At 70.4% G+C, this 14,749-nt stretch carries 16 protein-coding genes; 10 read left to right on the top strand and 6 right to left on the bottom strand.

What is annotated here, in order from left to right:
• Window positions 1–21 precede the first annotated feature (21 nt).
• The 5 genes from AC1D1T_RS06800 (at window position 22) to AC1D1T_RS06780 (ending at window position 6,284) form a co-directional block, all read left to right on the top strand.
• Window positions 22–1,173 carry an efflux RND transporter periplasmic adaptor subunit gene (locus tag AC1D1T_RS06800; RefSeq protein WP_477991672.1) on the top strand — a complete coding sequence of 384 codons (1,152 nt, stop codon included), beginning with the start codon at window positions 22–24 and terminating at the stop codon, window positions 1,171–1,173.
• A 36-nt stretch (window positions 1,174–1,209) separates the two neighbouring features.
• Window positions 1,210–4,311: an efflux RND transporter permease subunit gene (locus tag AC1D1T_RS06795; protein ID WP_477824539.1), complete on the top strand. Its 3,102-nt coding sequence runs from the start codon at window positions 1,210–1,212 to the stop codon at window positions 4,309–4,311.
• 47 nt (window positions 4,312–4,358) lie between these two features.
• On the top strand, window positions 4,359–4,688 hold the full coding sequence (locus AC1D1T_RS06790; protein ID WP_477824538.1) for a hypothetical protein: 330 nt from the start codon (window positions 4,359–4,361) through the stop codon (window positions 4,686–4,688).
• A 115-nt stretch (window positions 4,689–4,803) separates the two neighbouring features.
• Window positions 4,804–5,574, top strand: coding sequence for a TerC family protein (locus AC1D1T_RS06785; RefSeq protein WP_477824537.1), 771 nt, complete (start codon window positions 4,804–4,806; stop codon window positions 5,572–5,574).
• A gap of 11 nt (window positions 5,575–5,585) precedes the next feature.
• Window positions 5,586–6,284, top strand: coding sequence for a Bax inhibitor-1/YccA family protein (locus AC1D1T_RS06780; RefSeq protein WP_465110031.1), 699 nt, complete (start codon window positions 5,586–5,588; stop codon window positions 6,282–6,284).
• A gap of 15 nt (window positions 6,285–6,299) precedes the next feature.
• Here the strand turns inward: AC1D1T_RS06780 and AC1D1T_RS06775 are convergent, their stop codons facing one another.
• Together AC1D1T_RS06775 and AC1D1T_RS06770 are read right to left on the bottom strand one after the other, a co-directional pair.
• The gene (locus tag AC1D1T_RS06775) at window positions 6,300–6,818 is read right to left on the bottom strand and encodes a LapA family protein (RefSeq protein WP_465110030.1); all 519 of its coding nucleotides are present in this window, start codon (window positions 6,816–6,818) and stop codon (window positions 6,300–6,302) included.
• An 85-nt stretch (window positions 6,819–6,903) separates the two neighbouring features.
• A complete protein-coding gene (locus AC1D1T_RS06770; RefSeq protein ID WP_477839093.1) occupies window positions 6,904–7,896 on the bottom strand; it encodes a LysR family transcriptional regulator in 993 nt (330 codons plus the stop codon).
• Window positions 7,897–8,022: 126 nt separating this feature from the next.
• Between AC1D1T_RS06770 and AC1D1T_RS06765 the strand changes: the two genes are divergently transcribed.
• From AC1D1T_RS06765 to malZ, 3 genes are read left to right on the top strand one after another with little or no spacing between them, the layout of a single operon-like run.
• On the top strand, window positions 8,023–8,625 hold the full coding sequence (locus AC1D1T_RS06765) for an FMN-dependent NADH-azoreductase (RefSeq protein ID WP_477824534.1): 603 nt from the start codon (window positions 8,023–8,025) through the stop codon (window positions 8,623–8,625).
• 52 nt (window positions 8,626–8,677) lie between these two features.
• Window positions 8,678–9,577, top strand: coding sequence for a pirin family protein (locus tag AC1D1T_RS06760; RefSeq protein ID WP_465110027.1), 900 nt, complete (start codon window positions 8,678–8,680; stop codon window positions 9,575–9,577).
• Window positions 9,578–9,624: 47 nt separating this feature from the next.
• Window positions 9,625–11,448, top strand: a complete 1,824-nt coding sequence (gene malZ, locus AC1D1T_RS06755) for a maltodextrin glucosidase (RefSeq protein WP_477824533.1) — start codon at window positions 9,625–9,627, stop codon at window positions 11,446–11,448.
• A 3-nt stretch (window positions 11,449–11,451) separates the two neighbouring features.
• Here malZ and AC1D1T_RS06750 read toward each other — a convergent pair whose 3' ends face one another.
• From AC1D1T_RS06750 to AC1D1T_RS06740, 3 genes are read right to left on the bottom strand one after another with little or no spacing between them, the layout of a single operon-like run.
• On the bottom strand, window positions 11,452–12,114 hold the full coding sequence (locus tag AC1D1T_RS06750; RefSeq protein WP_477824532.1) for a DNA-3-methyladenine glycosylase I: 663 nt from the start codon (window positions 12,112–12,114) through the stop codon (window positions 11,452–11,454).
• Between the two features lie 30 nt (window positions 12,115–12,144).
• Window positions 12,145–12,630, bottom strand: a complete 486-nt coding sequence (locus tag AC1D1T_RS06745) for an SET domain-containing protein (RefSeq protein ID WP_465110024.1) — start codon at window positions 12,628–12,630, stop codon at window positions 12,145–12,147.
• A 10-nt stretch (window positions 12,631–12,640) separates the two neighbouring features.
• On the bottom strand, window positions 12,641–13,198 hold the full coding sequence (locus AC1D1T_RS06740) for a GNAT family N-acetyltransferase (protein ID WP_477824531.1): 558 nt from the start codon (window positions 13,196–13,198) through the stop codon (window positions 12,641–12,643).
• Window positions 13,199–13,372: 174 nt separating this feature from the next.
• Between AC1D1T_RS06740 and AC1D1T_RS06735 the strand changes: the two genes are divergently transcribed.
• A complete protein-coding gene (locus AC1D1T_RS06735; RefSeq protein WP_156154777.1) occupies window positions 13,373–13,540 on the top strand; it encodes a hypothetical protein in 168 nt (55 codons plus the stop codon).
• Between the two features lie 15 nt (window positions 13,541–13,555).
• Window positions 13,556–13,822, top strand: coding sequence for a hypothetical protein (locus AC1D1T_RS06730; protein WP_047503536.1), 267 nt, complete (start codon window positions 13,556–13,558; stop codon window positions 13,820–13,822).
• An 11-nt stretch (window positions 13,823–13,833) separates the two neighbouring features.
• Here AC1D1T_RS06730 and AC1D1T_RS06725 read toward each other — a convergent pair whose 3' ends face one another.
• Entirely contained in the window at window positions 13,834–14,739 is a 906-nt protein-coding gene (locus AC1D1T_RS06725; RefSeq protein ID WP_465110022.1) for an SMP-30/gluconolactonase/LRE family protein, read from the bottom strand.
• Window positions 14,740–14,749: the final 10 nt, after the last annotated feature.

The raw sequence follows: 14,749 nt of genomic DNA, 5'->3' as shown, positions 1-14,749 counted from the left end.
GACCCACAGCTCACGCCCACCATGACCCAACGACTGAAGCCCCTGCTGCTGTCCCTGGCCGCTGCCGGCCTGCTCGCCACGTTGGTCGTCTTCGCGACGAGCACGGTGAAGGCCGCCGACGAGAAAAAGCCTGCTGCCGCCAAGCCCGCGCTGACGGTCACCGTGACGCAGCTGCAGCCGGCCAGCCTGCCGGTGCTGCTGGCCGCCAACGGCAGCATCGCCGCCTGGCAGGAGGCGATCGTCGGCACCGAGGCGAACGGCCTGCGCCTGGCCGACGTGAGGGTGAACGTCGGCGACGTGGTCAAGCGCGGCCAGGTGCTCGCGACCTTCGCGCCCGACACCGTCAACGCCGACCTGGCGCAGACCCGCGCCGCGGTCGCCGAGGCCGAGGCCAACGCCGCCGAGGCGGCCGCCAACGCGCAGCGCGCCCGCGACCTGCAGCCCACCGGCGCCCTCAGCGCGCAGCAGACCAACCAGTACCTGACCGCAGAGCGCACCGCGCAGGCGCGGCTCGAGGCCCAGCGCGCCGCTGCCAAGGTGCAGCAGCTGCGCCTGCAGCAGACCCAGGTGCTGGCGCCCGACCACGGCGTGATCTCGGCGCGCAGCGCCACCGTCGGCGCGGTGCTGCCGGCCGGGCAGGAGCTGTTCCGCCTGATCCGCGGCGGCCGGCTCGAATGGCGCGCCGAGGTGCCGTCGTCCGAGATCGCCCCGCTGAAGCCGGGCATGGCGGTGCGCGTGCAGCCGGCCGGCGGCGAAGCCATCACCGGCAAGCTGCGCATCGTCGCGCCGACGGTGGATGCGCAGACCCGCAACGGCCTCGTCTACGTCGACCTGCCGGCCGGCAGCGGCGCCGCGAAGGCCGGCATGTTCGCGYGCGGCGAGTTCGAGATCGGCGCGCAGCAGGGCATGACGCTGCCGCAGAGCGCGGTGCTGCTGCGCGAGGGCTTCAGCTACGTGCTGCGCGTCGGTGCCGACAACAAGGTGACGCTCGTGAAGGTGAAGGTCGGCCAGCGCGTCGGCGAGCGCATCCAGATCCTCGGCGGCGTGCAGCCGGCCGATCGCGTGGTCGCCACAGGCGGTGGGTTCCTCGGCGACGGCGACATGGTGCGCGTGGTCGACGCACTGCCGGTGCCGGCCGCCGCCTCCGCGGCCGCTGCGGCGGCAGCGCGCTGAGCCTGAACACCGAGCGCCTCACAAGGACGACCCCCCATGAACATCAACGTCTCCGCCTGGTCGATCCGCAACCCGATCCCCGCGGTGCTGCTCTTCATCCTGTTGACCCTGCTCGGGCTCTACAGCTTCAAGAGCATGAAGATCCAGAACTTTCCGGACATCGAGCTGCCGACCGTCACGATCTCGGCTGCGCTGCCGGGCGCGTCGCCGTCGCAGCTCGAGACCGACGTCGCGCGCAAGATCGAGGACTCGGTCGCGACGCTGCAGGGCCTGAAGCACGTCTACACCTCGGTGACCGACGGCCTGGTCACGATCACCGGCGAGTTCCGCCTCGAGAAGCCGGTGCAGGAGGCGGTCGACGACATGCGGGCCGCCGTCTCGCGGGTGCGCGCCGACCTGCCGGCCGACCTGCGCGACCCGGTGGTCACGAAGATGGAGCTGTCGGGCTCGCCGATCCTGACCTACACCGTGGCGTCGGACCGGCTCGATGAAGAGTCGCTGTCGTGGTTCGTCGACAACACGGTCGGCAAGCAGATGCTCAGCGTGCGCGGCGTCGGCGCGGTGGCGCGGGTCGGCGGGGTGACGCGAGAGGTGCGCGTCGAGCTCGACGCGGCCCGGCTGCTGGCGCTGAACGCGACCGCGGCCGATGTCTCGCGCCAGCTGCGCATGATCCAGCAGGAGGCCTCGGGCGGGCGCACCGATGTCGGCGGCGCCGAGCAGTCGGTGCGCACCATCGCGACGGTGCGTTCGGCTGAAGAGCTGGCCAGGATGGAGATCTCGCTGGCCGACGGCCGGCGGCTGCGGCTGGAGCAGGTTGCGCGCGTCGCCGACACGGTGGCCGAGCAGCGCTCGACGGCGCTGCTGAACGGCAAGGCCGTGGTCGGTTTCGAGATCACCCGCACGCGCGGCGCCGGCGAGACCGAGGTGGCGGCCGGCGTGCGCGCCGAGATCGAGGCGATGAAGGCGGCGCACCCGGAGGTGAAGTTCGAGGAGGCCTTCAACTTCGTCGACAACGTGCAGGAGGACTTCGACAGCTCGATGGCGATGCTGTACGAAGGCGCGGCACTGGCGGTGCTGGTGGTGTGGCTGTTCCTGCGCAACTGGCGCGCGACGCTGGTGTCGGCGCTCGCGCTGCCGCTGTCGGTGATCCCGGCCTTCGCGTTCATGGCGCTGGGCGGCTTCACGCTGAACGGCGTGACGCTGCTGTCGCTGTCGCTGGTGGTCGGCATCCTGGTCGACGATGCGATCGTCGAGATCGAGAACATCATGCGCCACCTGCGCATGGGCAAGACGCCGCTGCAGGCGGCGATGGAGGCGGCCGACGAGATCGGCCTCGCGGTGATCGCGACCACCTTCACGCTGATCGCAGTGTTCCTGCCGACCGCCTTCATGAGCGGCGTGGTCGGCCGCTTCTTCGTGCAGTTCGGCTGGACGGCGGCGATCGCGGTGTTCATGTCGCTGGTGGTCGCGCGCATGCTGACGCCGATGATGGCCGCCTACCTGCTGAAGCCGCCGAAGGGCGAGCACAAGGAAGGCCGCTGGATCGAGATCTACATGCGCTGGGTGACGGCTGCGCTGCACCACCGCGTGATCACGACGATCGCGGTCGTCGTGTTCTTCGTCGGCTCGTTCTTCCTGGCCGGCATCCTCGAGAAGGGCTTCATCCCGCCGGACGACCTGTCGAAGACGCAGGTCTCGATCTCGCTGCCGCCGGGCGCCACCTTCGCGCAGACGCTGGCGGTGGCCGAGCAGGCGCGCGAGATCGTGCAGAAGAACGAGTACGTGAAGCTGGTCTACACCGCGGTCGGCGGCGGCAACACCGGCGCCGACCCGTTCGCCGGCGCCGGCGCGGCCGAGGTGCGCAAGGCCTCGCTCAGCATCAACCTGACCGAGCGCGGCCACCGGCCGAAGAAGCAGGTGATCGAGCAGCAACTGCGCGATGCGCTGGCGGCGCTGCCGGGTGCACGGGTCGCGGTCGGCTTCGGCGGTTCGGGCGAGAAGTACGTCGTGGTGCTGGCCGGCGAGGACGGCGACGTGCTGCTCGAGCATTCGAAGCAGGTCGAGCGCGAGCTGCGCGGCATCGGCGGCATCGGCGCGGTCACGTCCACATCCAGCCTGGTGCGCCCGGAGCTGATCGTGCGGCCCGATTTCGCGCGCGCGGCCGACCTCGGCGTCACGTCGGCGGCGATCGCCGACACGCTGCGCATCGCGACCGCCGGCGACTACGACCAGAGCCTGCCGAAGCTGAACCTGTCGCAGCGCCAGGTGCCGATCGTCGTCAAGCTGACGGCCGGTGCGCGCACCGACCTCGAGCTGCTGTCGCGGCTGGCGGTGCCGGGCGCGAAGGGGCCGGTGATGCTCGCGAACGTCGCGACGCTGTCGATCGACAGCGGGCCGGCGCAGATCGCGCGCTTCGACCGCAAGCGCAACATCAACTTCGAGATCGAGCTGAACGGCCAGTCGCTGGAGCATGTGCAGACCACCGCCGAGGCGCTGCCCAGCCTGCGCAACCTGCCGGCCGGCGTCACGCTGGCGGGGGTCGGCGATGCCGAGGCGATGCAGGAGCTGTTCGCCGGCTTCGGCCTCGCGATGCTGACCGGCGTGCTGTGCATCTACATCGTGCTGGTGCTACTGTTCCACGATTTCGTGCAGCCGGTGACGATCCTCGCGGCGCTGGTGCTGTCGGTGCCGGGCGCGTTCCTCGCGCTGTTCGTCACGCACACCGCGCTGTCGATGCCGTCGATGATCGGGCTGATCATGCTGATGGGCATCGCGACGAAGAACTCGATCCTGCTGGTCGAGTACGCGGTCATGGCGCGCCGCGAGCATGGGCTGTCGCGCTGGGATGCGGTGCTCGACGCGTGCCACAAGCGGGCCCGGCCGATCGTGATGACGACCATCGCGATGGGCGCCGGCATGCTGCCGATCGCGCTCGGCATCGGCGTCGATTCGAGCTTCCGCGCGCCGATGGCCATCGTCGTGATCGGCGGGCTGATCACGTCGACCTTCCTGAGCCTGCTGGTGATCCCGGTGCTGTTCACCTTCGTCGACGACGTGGTGCAGTGGGTGTCGCGCAAGGTGCGCCGGCACCATCCGACGGACGACGCGCCGGTCGGCGTGGCGAAGCAGCCGCAGTAGCCCTTCGGGGCCGGCCTGACACGCCGGCCCGGTACACTGCGCCTCCCATGGTCTCCCGCACCCTCGTCCTCGTCGTGACGCTCTTCCTGCTGGCAGCCGGCCTGATGGCCCGCCCGCAGGCGAGCGAGATGCCGTCGGTGCAGGCCGTGATGGCCATCGTCGACGACGGCGTCGCGCAGGAGCGTGAGCCCGACGACCGCATCCAGTCGGCCGGCGAAACCGTCGCCGACGTGCAGGACCTGCTGACCGGCGTCCTGCCGGTGCCGGACCCCGGCTTCTCGCTGGCCCGTCCGTCGCTGCACGCAGGACCCGACCGGCCCGCTCCGTGGCTGGACGGCCTGCGCCGCCCCCCGAAGGCCGCCGCACTGCGCGCCTGACTGCCCGGCCGCGGCCCGCCCGCGGCCCCCGGCTGCGTCCCGACCCTCGCTTTTTTTGCCCCGTGCGTTCGCGGCATGCCATCCTGGCGGCCCCGCGAACCACCACTGCCACGCCATGGAATTCCTTCTCGACCCCAATCTCTGGATCGCCTTCGCGATGCTGACCGCCCTGGAAATCGTCCTCGGCGTCGACAACATCATCTTCATCTCCATCCTGGTCGGCCGGCTGCCGGTGCACCTGCGCGACAAGGCGCGCCGGCTCGGCCTCGGCTTCGCGATGGTCTCGCGGCTGCTGCTGCTGTTCTCGCTGAGCTGGGTGATGGGCCTGACGGCCGACCTGTTCACCGTGCTCGGCCAGGGCATCAGCGGACGCGACCTGGTGCTGCTGTTCGGCGGCCTGTTCCTGCTGTGGAAGGCATCGCACGAGATCTTCGTCGAGGTCGAGGCGCAGGAGCAGCACGGCCCGGCACCGGTCACCGACGAGGCCGCGCTGAAGGCGGCCGGCCAGCGGATGTTCTGGGGCGTGATCGGCCAGATCGCGGTGATCGACATCGTGTTCTCGCTCGACTCGGTGATCACCGCGGTCGGGATGGTCGACCAGATTGGCGTGATGGTCGCGGCGGTGGTCGCGTCGGTCGGCGTGATGCTGGTGGCGGCCAAGCCGATCGGCGAGTTCGTCGACCGGCATCCGTCGGTCAAGGTGCTGGCGCTGGCCTTCCTCGTGATGGTCGGCATGGCGCTGACGGCCGAGGCCTTCGACGCGCACGTGCCCAAGGGCTACATCTATGCCGCGATGGCGTTCTCGCTCGCGGTCGAGGCGCTCAACATCCGCGCGCGCGCCAAGCGCCGCGCGAACGCTCCTGCCTCTACGACACCCACGAACTGAAGGAATCCGTCATGAATCCCCTGTCCCAAGTTTCAACCACCGGCTACGCCGGCGAATTCACCTCGGTCGAGCAGCGCAACAAGGTGCTGCGCAACACCTACTGGCTGCTCGCGCTGTCGATGGTGCCGACCGTGCTCGGCGCCTGGATCGGCGTGTCGACCGGCCTGGCGCGCGCGATGACGCCGGGCGTCAGCCTGGTGGTCTTCCTGGTCGGCTCGTTCGGCCTGATGTTCGCGATCGAGAAGACGAAGAATTCGGCGGCCGGCGTGCCGGTGCTGCTCGCGTTCACGTTCTTCATGGGGCTGATGCTGTCGCGCCTGGTCGGTGCGGTGCTGGGCCTGTCGAATGGCGCGAGCCTGATCATGACGGCCTTCGCCGGCACCGGCGTGGTCTTCCTCGGCATGGCGACGCTGTCGTCGGTGATCAAGCGCGACCTGTCGTCGATGGGCAAGTTCCTGTTCATCGGCATGATCCTGCTGCTGGTCGCCGGCATCGCGAACTTCTTCATCCAGTCGGGCGCGCTGATGATCACGCTGTCGGTGCTGGCGATCGGCATTTTCTCGGCCTTCATCCTGTACGACCTGAAGCGCGTGCAGGACGGGCATGAGACCAACTACATCACCGCGACGCTGGGCGTCTACCTGAGCGTCTACAACGTGTTCCAGTCGCTGCTCGCGCTGCTGGGGATCTTCGGCAGCCGCGACGAGTGACCCTCGGCTGAAGCCTCAGCGCAGGTGCTCGCGCACGGGTGGCCGGTCGAGTTCGGCCGCCAGCCCGTGCGAGCGCTCCAGCCGATCCTCCAGCTCCCCGAGGTGCGCCGAAATCCCGTTCGCCGCCTCCTCCAGCGCCACCTGCTGCTCGCGCCGCAGCTGGTCGAAACGCGAGTTCACCGCCGCCCGCGCATCCAGCCCCGACTGGTTGAGCCGCGCCAGTTCCGCGCTGAGAAAGCCCTGCAGCTCGGTGAAGCGCGAGGCCTCGGCCTTGTCGGCCAGCTCGCGCTGCGCCTGCAGGTCCTTCGAGAGCCGGCGTGCTTCCAGCATCGCCTTGCCCTGCAGCTGCAGCGCCCACACCACGAACCACACGCTGATGAACACGAAGGCGCCGAGCAGCAGCATCGGCAACGGGGCCTGCACCGTCGTGAAGCCCAGCGACAGCGGCGTCGGCGCGACGAAGGCCGGCCAGTTCAGCAGCGTGAAGACGGCCATCACCAGCAGGGCGACAAACAGCACGAGCACGCGGACCATGGCGGTCTCCTCGAAGTGATGATCAAGGGCCACAGCGTACGGCGTGCCACCCCGCCGGGCGTGTAGGACAAGCGCCCGGCGTTCGCTAAGCCGCCGCCGCGGGCTCGCTGCTGCGGCCAGCCAGGCTTCTTTGCTTGGCGGCTGCGTGGTCCTGCTCGATCTCCGCTTCCGCCCGGCGGCAGGACGGTCCGGAGAACTGCGCCGCCATCGCGTCCAGCAGCACCCGCGTGCGCGCCGGCATCAGCCGCCGGCCCGGGAACACCGCCCACGCGGTCACGTCGGGCAAGGACCAGTCGGGCAGCACCGGCACCAGCTCGCCGCTGCGCACGTCGTGCACCGCGAAGTGGCTCGAGACCACGGTGATGCCCGCACCGGCCCGCGCCATGCGGATCAGCATCTCGGGCGAGTTCGCGGTCGCGCGCGGCGGCGGCGAGCCCTGCCACTGCGCTTCGCCGCGCTGCAGCGTCCACAGTGCCGGCTCGCCGGTGCGCGTCAGGATGTGCAGCGCGTCGTGCTCCATCAGGGCCTCGGGCTCGCTCGGCTCGCCGCGCCGCGCGAGGTAGGCGGGCGACGCATACAGCCCCACCTGCATCACCGCGAGCCGCCGCGCCGCGAGGCTTGCATCGTCGGGCAGGTCGCCCATGCGGATCGCCACGTCGAAGTTCTCGCCGATCAGGTCCACGCGCCGCGGCGAGAGGTCGAGTTCCAGCGTGATCGCCGGGTAGCGCGCGAGGAAATCGTTCATGAACTCGCCGAGCACGACGTTGGCGAAGTCCGCCGGCATCGAGATGCGCAGCCGCCCGCTCGGCTCCGCCTGCCGGTGCTGCGCCAGCTGCGCGGCCGCCTCTACCTCGGCCAGCACCTGGTGCGCGTGCTCCAGCACGCTGTGGCCGAAATCGGTGACGGTCAGCTTGCGCGTGGTGCGCAGCAGCAGCCGCTCGCCGAGCTGCGCCTCGAGCGCGGCCAGCCGCCGCGACACGGTGGATTTCGGCAGGCCGACGCGCGCGGCAGCGCGGCTGAAACTGCCTTCGTCCGCCACGCGGGCGAACAGCATCAGGTCATTGGCTTCGAGGCTCATTCGGGGCTCCACTGTCTCACTGATGGAACAATGTAATCCAATCCGAGGGCTTCCGGTCGGATTGTGGGACGCCTAGAGTTCATCCATCGATTCCGCCACTGATTCCCAACCCTTTCGGAGCCCTCCATGAACATCCTCCAGATCAACTCCAGCGCCCGCACCCAAGGTTCGCAATCGACCGTGCTGGCCAACGAACTGACCGCCCGCCTGCTGGCCGTGAACCCCGGCGCCACCGTGACGCTGCGCGACCTGGCCGTCACGCCGCACCCGGTGCTCGACGAGGCCGCGCTGCACGCGCTGTTCACGCCGGCCGACGCTCGCACGCCGGCGCAGGCCGAGCGGGCGGCGCTGGACGACGCGCTGATCGCCGAGATCCAGGCCGCCGACGCCGTCGTGCTGGGCGTGCCGATGTACAACTTCGGCGTGCCGGCCCAGCTGAAGAACTGGATCGACGCGATCGCCCGTGTGAAGGTGACCTTCGCGTACACCGACAAGGGCCCGCAAGGCCTGCTGACCGGCAAGAAGGTCTACGTCGCGCTGACCCGCGGCGGCCAGTACCGCAACACGCCGGCCGACACGCAGGTGCCGTACCTGAAGACCGTGCTGGGCTTCCTGGGCATGACCGACGTCGAGTTCTTCTACGCCGAAGGCCTGAACATGGGCCCGGACGCGGCCGAGAAGGGCCTGGCCTTCGCCCGCGCGCAGATCGACGAGGCCGTGCACGCCTGATCCGTTTCGAGTTTTCCTGCTGTTCCTTCCACCATCCATCAAGGAGTTCGACATGTCTTCCGCCACCACCGTTTTCCACCCCGTGACCGAGGCCGTCGCGCGCCCGCGCGAGCTGGAGCGCCTGGTGACGGGCCAGGCCACGTCGGACGGCGCCGGCGTCAAGCTGACGCGGGTGCTGACGCAGCCGCTGCAGCGCCGGCTCGATCCGTTCCTGATGCTCGATGCGTTCGGCACCGACAACGCCGATGACTACGTCGGCGGTTTCCCGGACCACCCGCACCGCGGCTTCGAGACCGTCACGTACATGATCGCCGGGCGCATGCGCCACCGAGACAACGCCGGCCACGAAGGCCTGTTGCAGAACGGCGGCGTGCAGTGGATGACGGCCGGCCGCGGCATCGTGCATTCGGAACTGCCGGAGCAGCAGGCCGGACGCATGGAGGGCTTCCAGCTGTGGCTGAACCTGCCGGCCGATCGCAAGCTGGCCGACCCGTGGTACCGCGACATCCAGTCGGACGAGATCCCGGAGTTCACGACCGACGATGGCACGACGGTGCGCGTGATCGCGGGCGAGTCGCACGGCGTGGCCGGCGCGATGCAGCGCGAGGTGACGCAGCCGCTGTACCTCGACGTGCACCTGGCGCCGGGCGCGCGCTTCGACCAGCTCGTGCCGGCGACGCACAACGCGTTCGTCTATGTGTACCGCGGCGAGGTCGAGGTGGGCGGCGCGAAGGTCGGGGCGCAGCGCATGGCGATCCTGAAGAACGGCGCCGAGCGTGACGGCATCGTGCTGCAGGCCGGTGAGGCGCCTGCCAAGGCGCTGATCATCGCCGGGCAGCCGCTGAACGAGCCGATCGCGCAGTACGGGCCGTTCGTGATGAACACGCATGAGCAGATCTTCCAGGCGGTCGAGGACTACCGCTCCGGAAAATTTGGCCCGCTGACCGCGTGACACCGCATCGGGTTACGCTCCGCTGATCCCTCAGCGAGCGTTGCCCGATGTTCCTCCAGCACCTGCCCCTCGCCCCGTGGGCCGAGCGCACCGCCGCCGGCCTGCGGCTCACGCTGCTCAGCGACACGCCGGACCTGGGTGAGGTCCATGCGCGCTTCCTGCTCGACAACGAGGAAACCTGGCAGCCGCTGAAGCGCACGGGCGACCGCGGCCGCTTCGCGTGCTTCGAGGCGACGATCCCGTGGTGCCCGACCGGGCCGACGACGCGCTACTGCTTTCGCGCGCTGCGTGGCGGCGCGCCGCACTGGCTGGCCGCGACCGGTCCGCAGCGCCGCGTGCCGAACGAGGCCCATCACTTCCGCATCGCTCGCGAGCCGCTGGTGCCGGCCTGGGCGCAGCAGCAGCTGATCTACCAGATCTTCCCCGACCGTTTCGCGCGCGGCCCCGATGCGCCGCGCGAGCGTCCGCCGCATGCCTTCGGCTACGGCAAGGCACCGGTGCATGCGCTCGAGTGGGGCGCGCCGCTCGATGTGAAGCCGGCCTGGAGCGCGTTCTACGGCGGCGACCTGGCGGGCATCGGCGAGCGCCTCGGCCACCTGCAGGCGCTTGGCGTGACGACCGTCTACCTGACGCCGGTGTTCAGCTCCGGCAGCAACCACCGCTACGACACCGAGGACTACGACCACGTCGACGCGGGGCTCGGTGGCGACGAGGCGCTCGTCGCGCTGTCGCAGCAGCTGCACGCGGCCGGCCTGCGCCTGGTGCTCGATGCGGTGCTGAACCACACCGGCGCGAACCACCCGTGGTTCAACCGCTTCGCGCAGCACGACGAACCCGGCGCGTGGCAATCGCCCGATTCGCCCTGGCACGGCTGGTATGCGCGCGACGAGCACGGCCACCCGGTCTACTGGAAGGGCCATCAGTCGCTGCCGGTGCTCGACTACGCGCACCCCGAGGTGCTGGACGCCTTCATCCGCGGCCCGCGCTCGGTGCTGCGGCGCTGGCTGCAGCCGCCGGTGTCGGCCGACGGCTGGCGGCTCGATGCGGTGCACATGCTGGGCGAGGGCCCCGGCGCCGGCAACAACGCCGCGATGCTGCGCGCGATGCGCGAGGCGGTGCGCGACGAGAACCCCGAGGCCATCCTGGTCGGCGAGCACTTCAGCGAAGCGAGTTCCTGGCTGCAGGGCGACCAGGAAGACGCCGCGATGAACTACTGGGGCTTCACGCTCCCGCTGTGGCAGTGGCTGGCGGGGGTCGATTTCGGCGGGCGCGCGGCGCCGGTCGCGACAGCCGACCTCGCGGCCTGGCTCGGCGAATCGCGGGCGGTCGTGCCGCACGAGGTGGCGCTCGCGCAGTGGAACGCGCTCGACAGCCACGACACGCAGCGCCTGTTCACGCTGCTTGGCACCGACGAAGCACTGCACGGCGTCGCGCAGGCGCTGCAGTTCGGCTACCCCGGCGTGCCCTGCATCTACTACGGCGACGAGGTCGGGCTGCAGGGCGGCAACGACCCGGACAACCGGCGTTGCTTCGACTGGAGCGGTGCGAGCTGGCGGCCGGCGATCCTCGAGCGCGTGAAGCGCCTCGCCGCGTGGCGCCGTGATCGGGCCGAGTTGCGCGAAGGGGCGTGCCTCACGCTGGCGCATGGCGACGACTGGATCGCGTTCGCGCGGGTCAACGCGGCGGCCGTCACGCTGCTGGTGCTCAACCGTGGCGATGCCGCCGAGGCGGTCGTGCCGCTCGATGCGCTGCCGTTCGATGTCGCCCGCTGGGCGTCGCCGAGCGGCCACGGCTGGACGCGCGAAGGCCGCGCGATCCGCCTGCCGCTGCCGGCCCGCGACGCGGCCTGGCTGTGGAGCGTCGACGCCTGAGGTTCAGCGCGTCGGCGGCGTCATCGCCGCGCGCGCCTGCAGCGCCGCGTCGCGCGACGCGCAACCTTCGCGGTGGTCATTGACCAGCCCCATCGCCTGCATGAACGCGTAGACGGTGGTCGGCCCGACGAAGCTCCAGCCGCGTTTCTTCAGGTCCTTCGACATCGCGATCGCCTCCGGCGAAGTCGTCATCGCGACCAGCGCCTCGTGCGTCAGCTTCTTCGGCCGCGACCGCGCCGCCGGCTCGTAGCCCCAGGCATAGGCGGCGAACGAGCCGAACTCCTGGCGCAGCTCCAGCACGCGCTGCGCGTTGTTGATCGTCGATTCGATCTTGCCGCGGTGGCGCACGATGCCGGCGTCGGCCAGCAGCCGCTCGACATCCTTCTCGGTGAAGCGCACGACCTGGTCGGCCTCGAAGTTCGCAAAACCGGCGCGGAACGCCTCGCGCTTGTTCAGGATCGTCAGCCAGCTCAGCCCGGCCTGGAAGCCTTCGAGGCAGATCTTCTCGAACAGCCGTCGCTCGTCGGTGACCGGGAAGCCCCATTCATGGTCGTGGTAGTGCTGGTAGCCGGGCGTCGCGCGGCACCAGTGGCAGCGCGGGGTGCCGTCGTCGGCGATGAAGAGGCCGCGGCGTTCGGCCGCCTGGTGCTGGGCTGGGGTCGTCATGGCAGCGTATCGGACAAGAGGGCAGGGGCTTCAGAGGGTTCCGGCACAACCCGGCGCGCCGCAGCGGCACGCGAGCCGGCCCAGGTGGTGCGAGCGGCCGTAGCCGACGGTCAGTTCCTCGCCGGCATTGATGTCGCGCAGTGCATGGAAGGCGACGCGGCCCTGCTGCAGCTTCAACACCATGTTCGGCCGGCAGGAGTGGTTCGCGAAGCGCAGTGCGTCGGTCGACGCCGACGCATCGATCGCGCGCCGCTCGGACACCTCGACGATCATGATGCGGGCCACGCCGCGGGCGCGCCGGCGGGCCTCGGCGACGCTGATCGGCTCGCCGCGCAGCTCGCCGATCTTGCGGCGCGCCGGGATCGCCTCGGCCGCGAACACGCCCTGGCCGTCGATGGTGCTCGGGGCCACGGTCAACGCGAACTTCTGCGGATCGGCGGGGATGCCGCGCGGGCGCTGCGGCACGAGCGGCGCGGGGGCCGGCTCGGGCGGAGAGAGGGGCTGCAGGCGCGGCATGCGGCGATTGTCAGCGAGCGGGTTGCCACTCTGCTGACAGCAGCCCGTGCAGTTCGACGTCATAGGTCTTGCCCTTGCCGACCCAGCGCTGGCGCAGCAGCCCCTCGCGCGTGAAGCCGAGCGATTGCAGCAGCCGCACCGAGGGCTGGTTCAGCGGATTGACCTCGGCCTCGAGGCGGCGCACGCCCATGGCCCCGAACGCGGTGCCGACCAGCGCGCCAACCGCCTCGCGCGCCAGGCCGCGGCCCCACTGCGCCTGGCCGAGCACGTAGCCCAGCTCCGCGCGGGCGCTGCCTTCGTTGAAGTTGAACAGCAGGCAGGCGCCGACCACCGAGGCGTCGTCGCGCGAGAGGATCACGAACTGCACCGCGTTGCCGCTCGCCTGGATGCCGGTGATGCGCTGGTACCAGGCGGTGGCGTCATCGATCGATCGCCAGGTGGCGTAGGGCAGGAACTGCGTCACCGTGTCGTCGCCGTTCACCGCCATCAGCCCGGGCAGGTCGGCTTCGGTGATCTGCCGCACCACGAGGCGCGGCGTCTCGATCGGGGCGGGCGGCATCAAGGGCATGCGGGGACCTCGTTGTGGAGCGAGCGGCAGACGGCGTCGAAGGCGGCGCGCGGATCGCGCGATTCTGTCTCAGTCGGTCCGGGCGGAGGGTCGTCACAACCCGACACAGCCGGGCGCCGAACGCGCCCGTTTCGACCGATTGCCGCGGGCGCCGCCCGCTGAAGATGCGTCGCCATGCAGATCGATCTGGTCACCCGGCGCGCCCACAAGGGCCTGATCCTGTCGTTCGGGCTGCGGGCCTGGGCCGCGTGGCTGAAAAATGGCGGGCGTTGCAGCCGCTTATCGCCGGCACCTCGCCGCGGGCGGGCGGGTACGCTTCATTCCCATCAGCAGCCCGTCTGACACCACGCCGCCATCATGAACCGCTCGACCGCCCCGCAAAGCCCGACCATCCAGTTCCGTTCGCTGCCGTCCAACGACGCCATCGAATGGGAAGAGATGCCGAAGCTGGCGGTGCGTCGCACCGGCGAGGAGCATGAGGGCGGTGCCGCGTGGAAGAACACGATGCCGGCCAGCCTGATGGAAACCATCGCGCCGCCGAAACCGTTCCGCGAAGCGCTCGACGGCCTGTCGATGCGCGAGGTCGACGAGCCGGAAATCTTCCAGCACTTCTTCGGGAAGTAAGGACAGCGCCCTCAGCCGGCGAAAGCCGTCGCCGCCCGTCCCGGGCTGTCGACATCCACCGAGAACAAGGCGCCGGCCAGCGGCTGTGCCGCCAGCTGCGCCTCGGTCAATTCGAAGCGCGCGCTCGTGATGAACAGCGTGCGCAGGTCCGGCCCGCCGAACGCGACGTTCGTGACGTGGCTGGTCGGCAGCGCGACGCGTGCCAGCTCCTCGCCACTGACCGGGTCGTGGCAGCTGACGCAGGCGGCACCCCAGTGCGCGATCCACAGGCGGCCGGCCGCATCGGTCGTCATGCCGTCCGGGTGGCCGTCGCCCTTCGCGAAGCGCAGCCACAGCCGCTGGTTCGAGATCTCGCCGCTGTCGGCGTCGAAGTCGAACGCATGGATGCGCTGCTGCGCCGTCTCGTTGAAGTACAGCGTGCGCCCGTCGAGCGACCAGGTCGGCCCGTTGGTCACCGCGAAATGCGCATCGAACATCTTCTGGCACTGCCGCTTCGCATCGAAGCGGTACAGCGATCCGGTCGGCTCGGTGCAGCCGAAATCCATCGTGCCGCCCCAGAAGCGGCCCTGCGCATCGCACTTGCCGTCGTTGAAGCGGTTGCCCGGCAGGTGCGCCTCGGGGTCGTGCAGCTTCTCGAGCGCGCCGCTGTCGGTGTCGAAGAACGCGAAGCCGCTGCGCAAGGTGACCAGCAGCCCCGGCGCGCCGGCCCGCTCGGCCACCGCCGAGATCTCCTCGTCGAACGGCCAGCTCTCGCGGGCGTCGGTGGCCGGGTGGTAGCGGTACAGCGTGCGCCCGAGGATGTCGACCCAGTACAGCGACTGCCGCCGCACCGACCACAGCGTGCCCTCGCCCAGCGTGGCCCCCGCCGGCCACAGCACGCGGGGTTCGGACAACAGCTTCGGGGCGGTGGCGGTCATGCAGCTTTCA

The organism is Rhizobacter sp. P2_H3 (assembly GCF_056403355.1).
The sequence above is the reverse complement of the archived record's forward strand: the minus strand, read 5'-3'. Positions and strand labels throughout refer to the sequence as shown.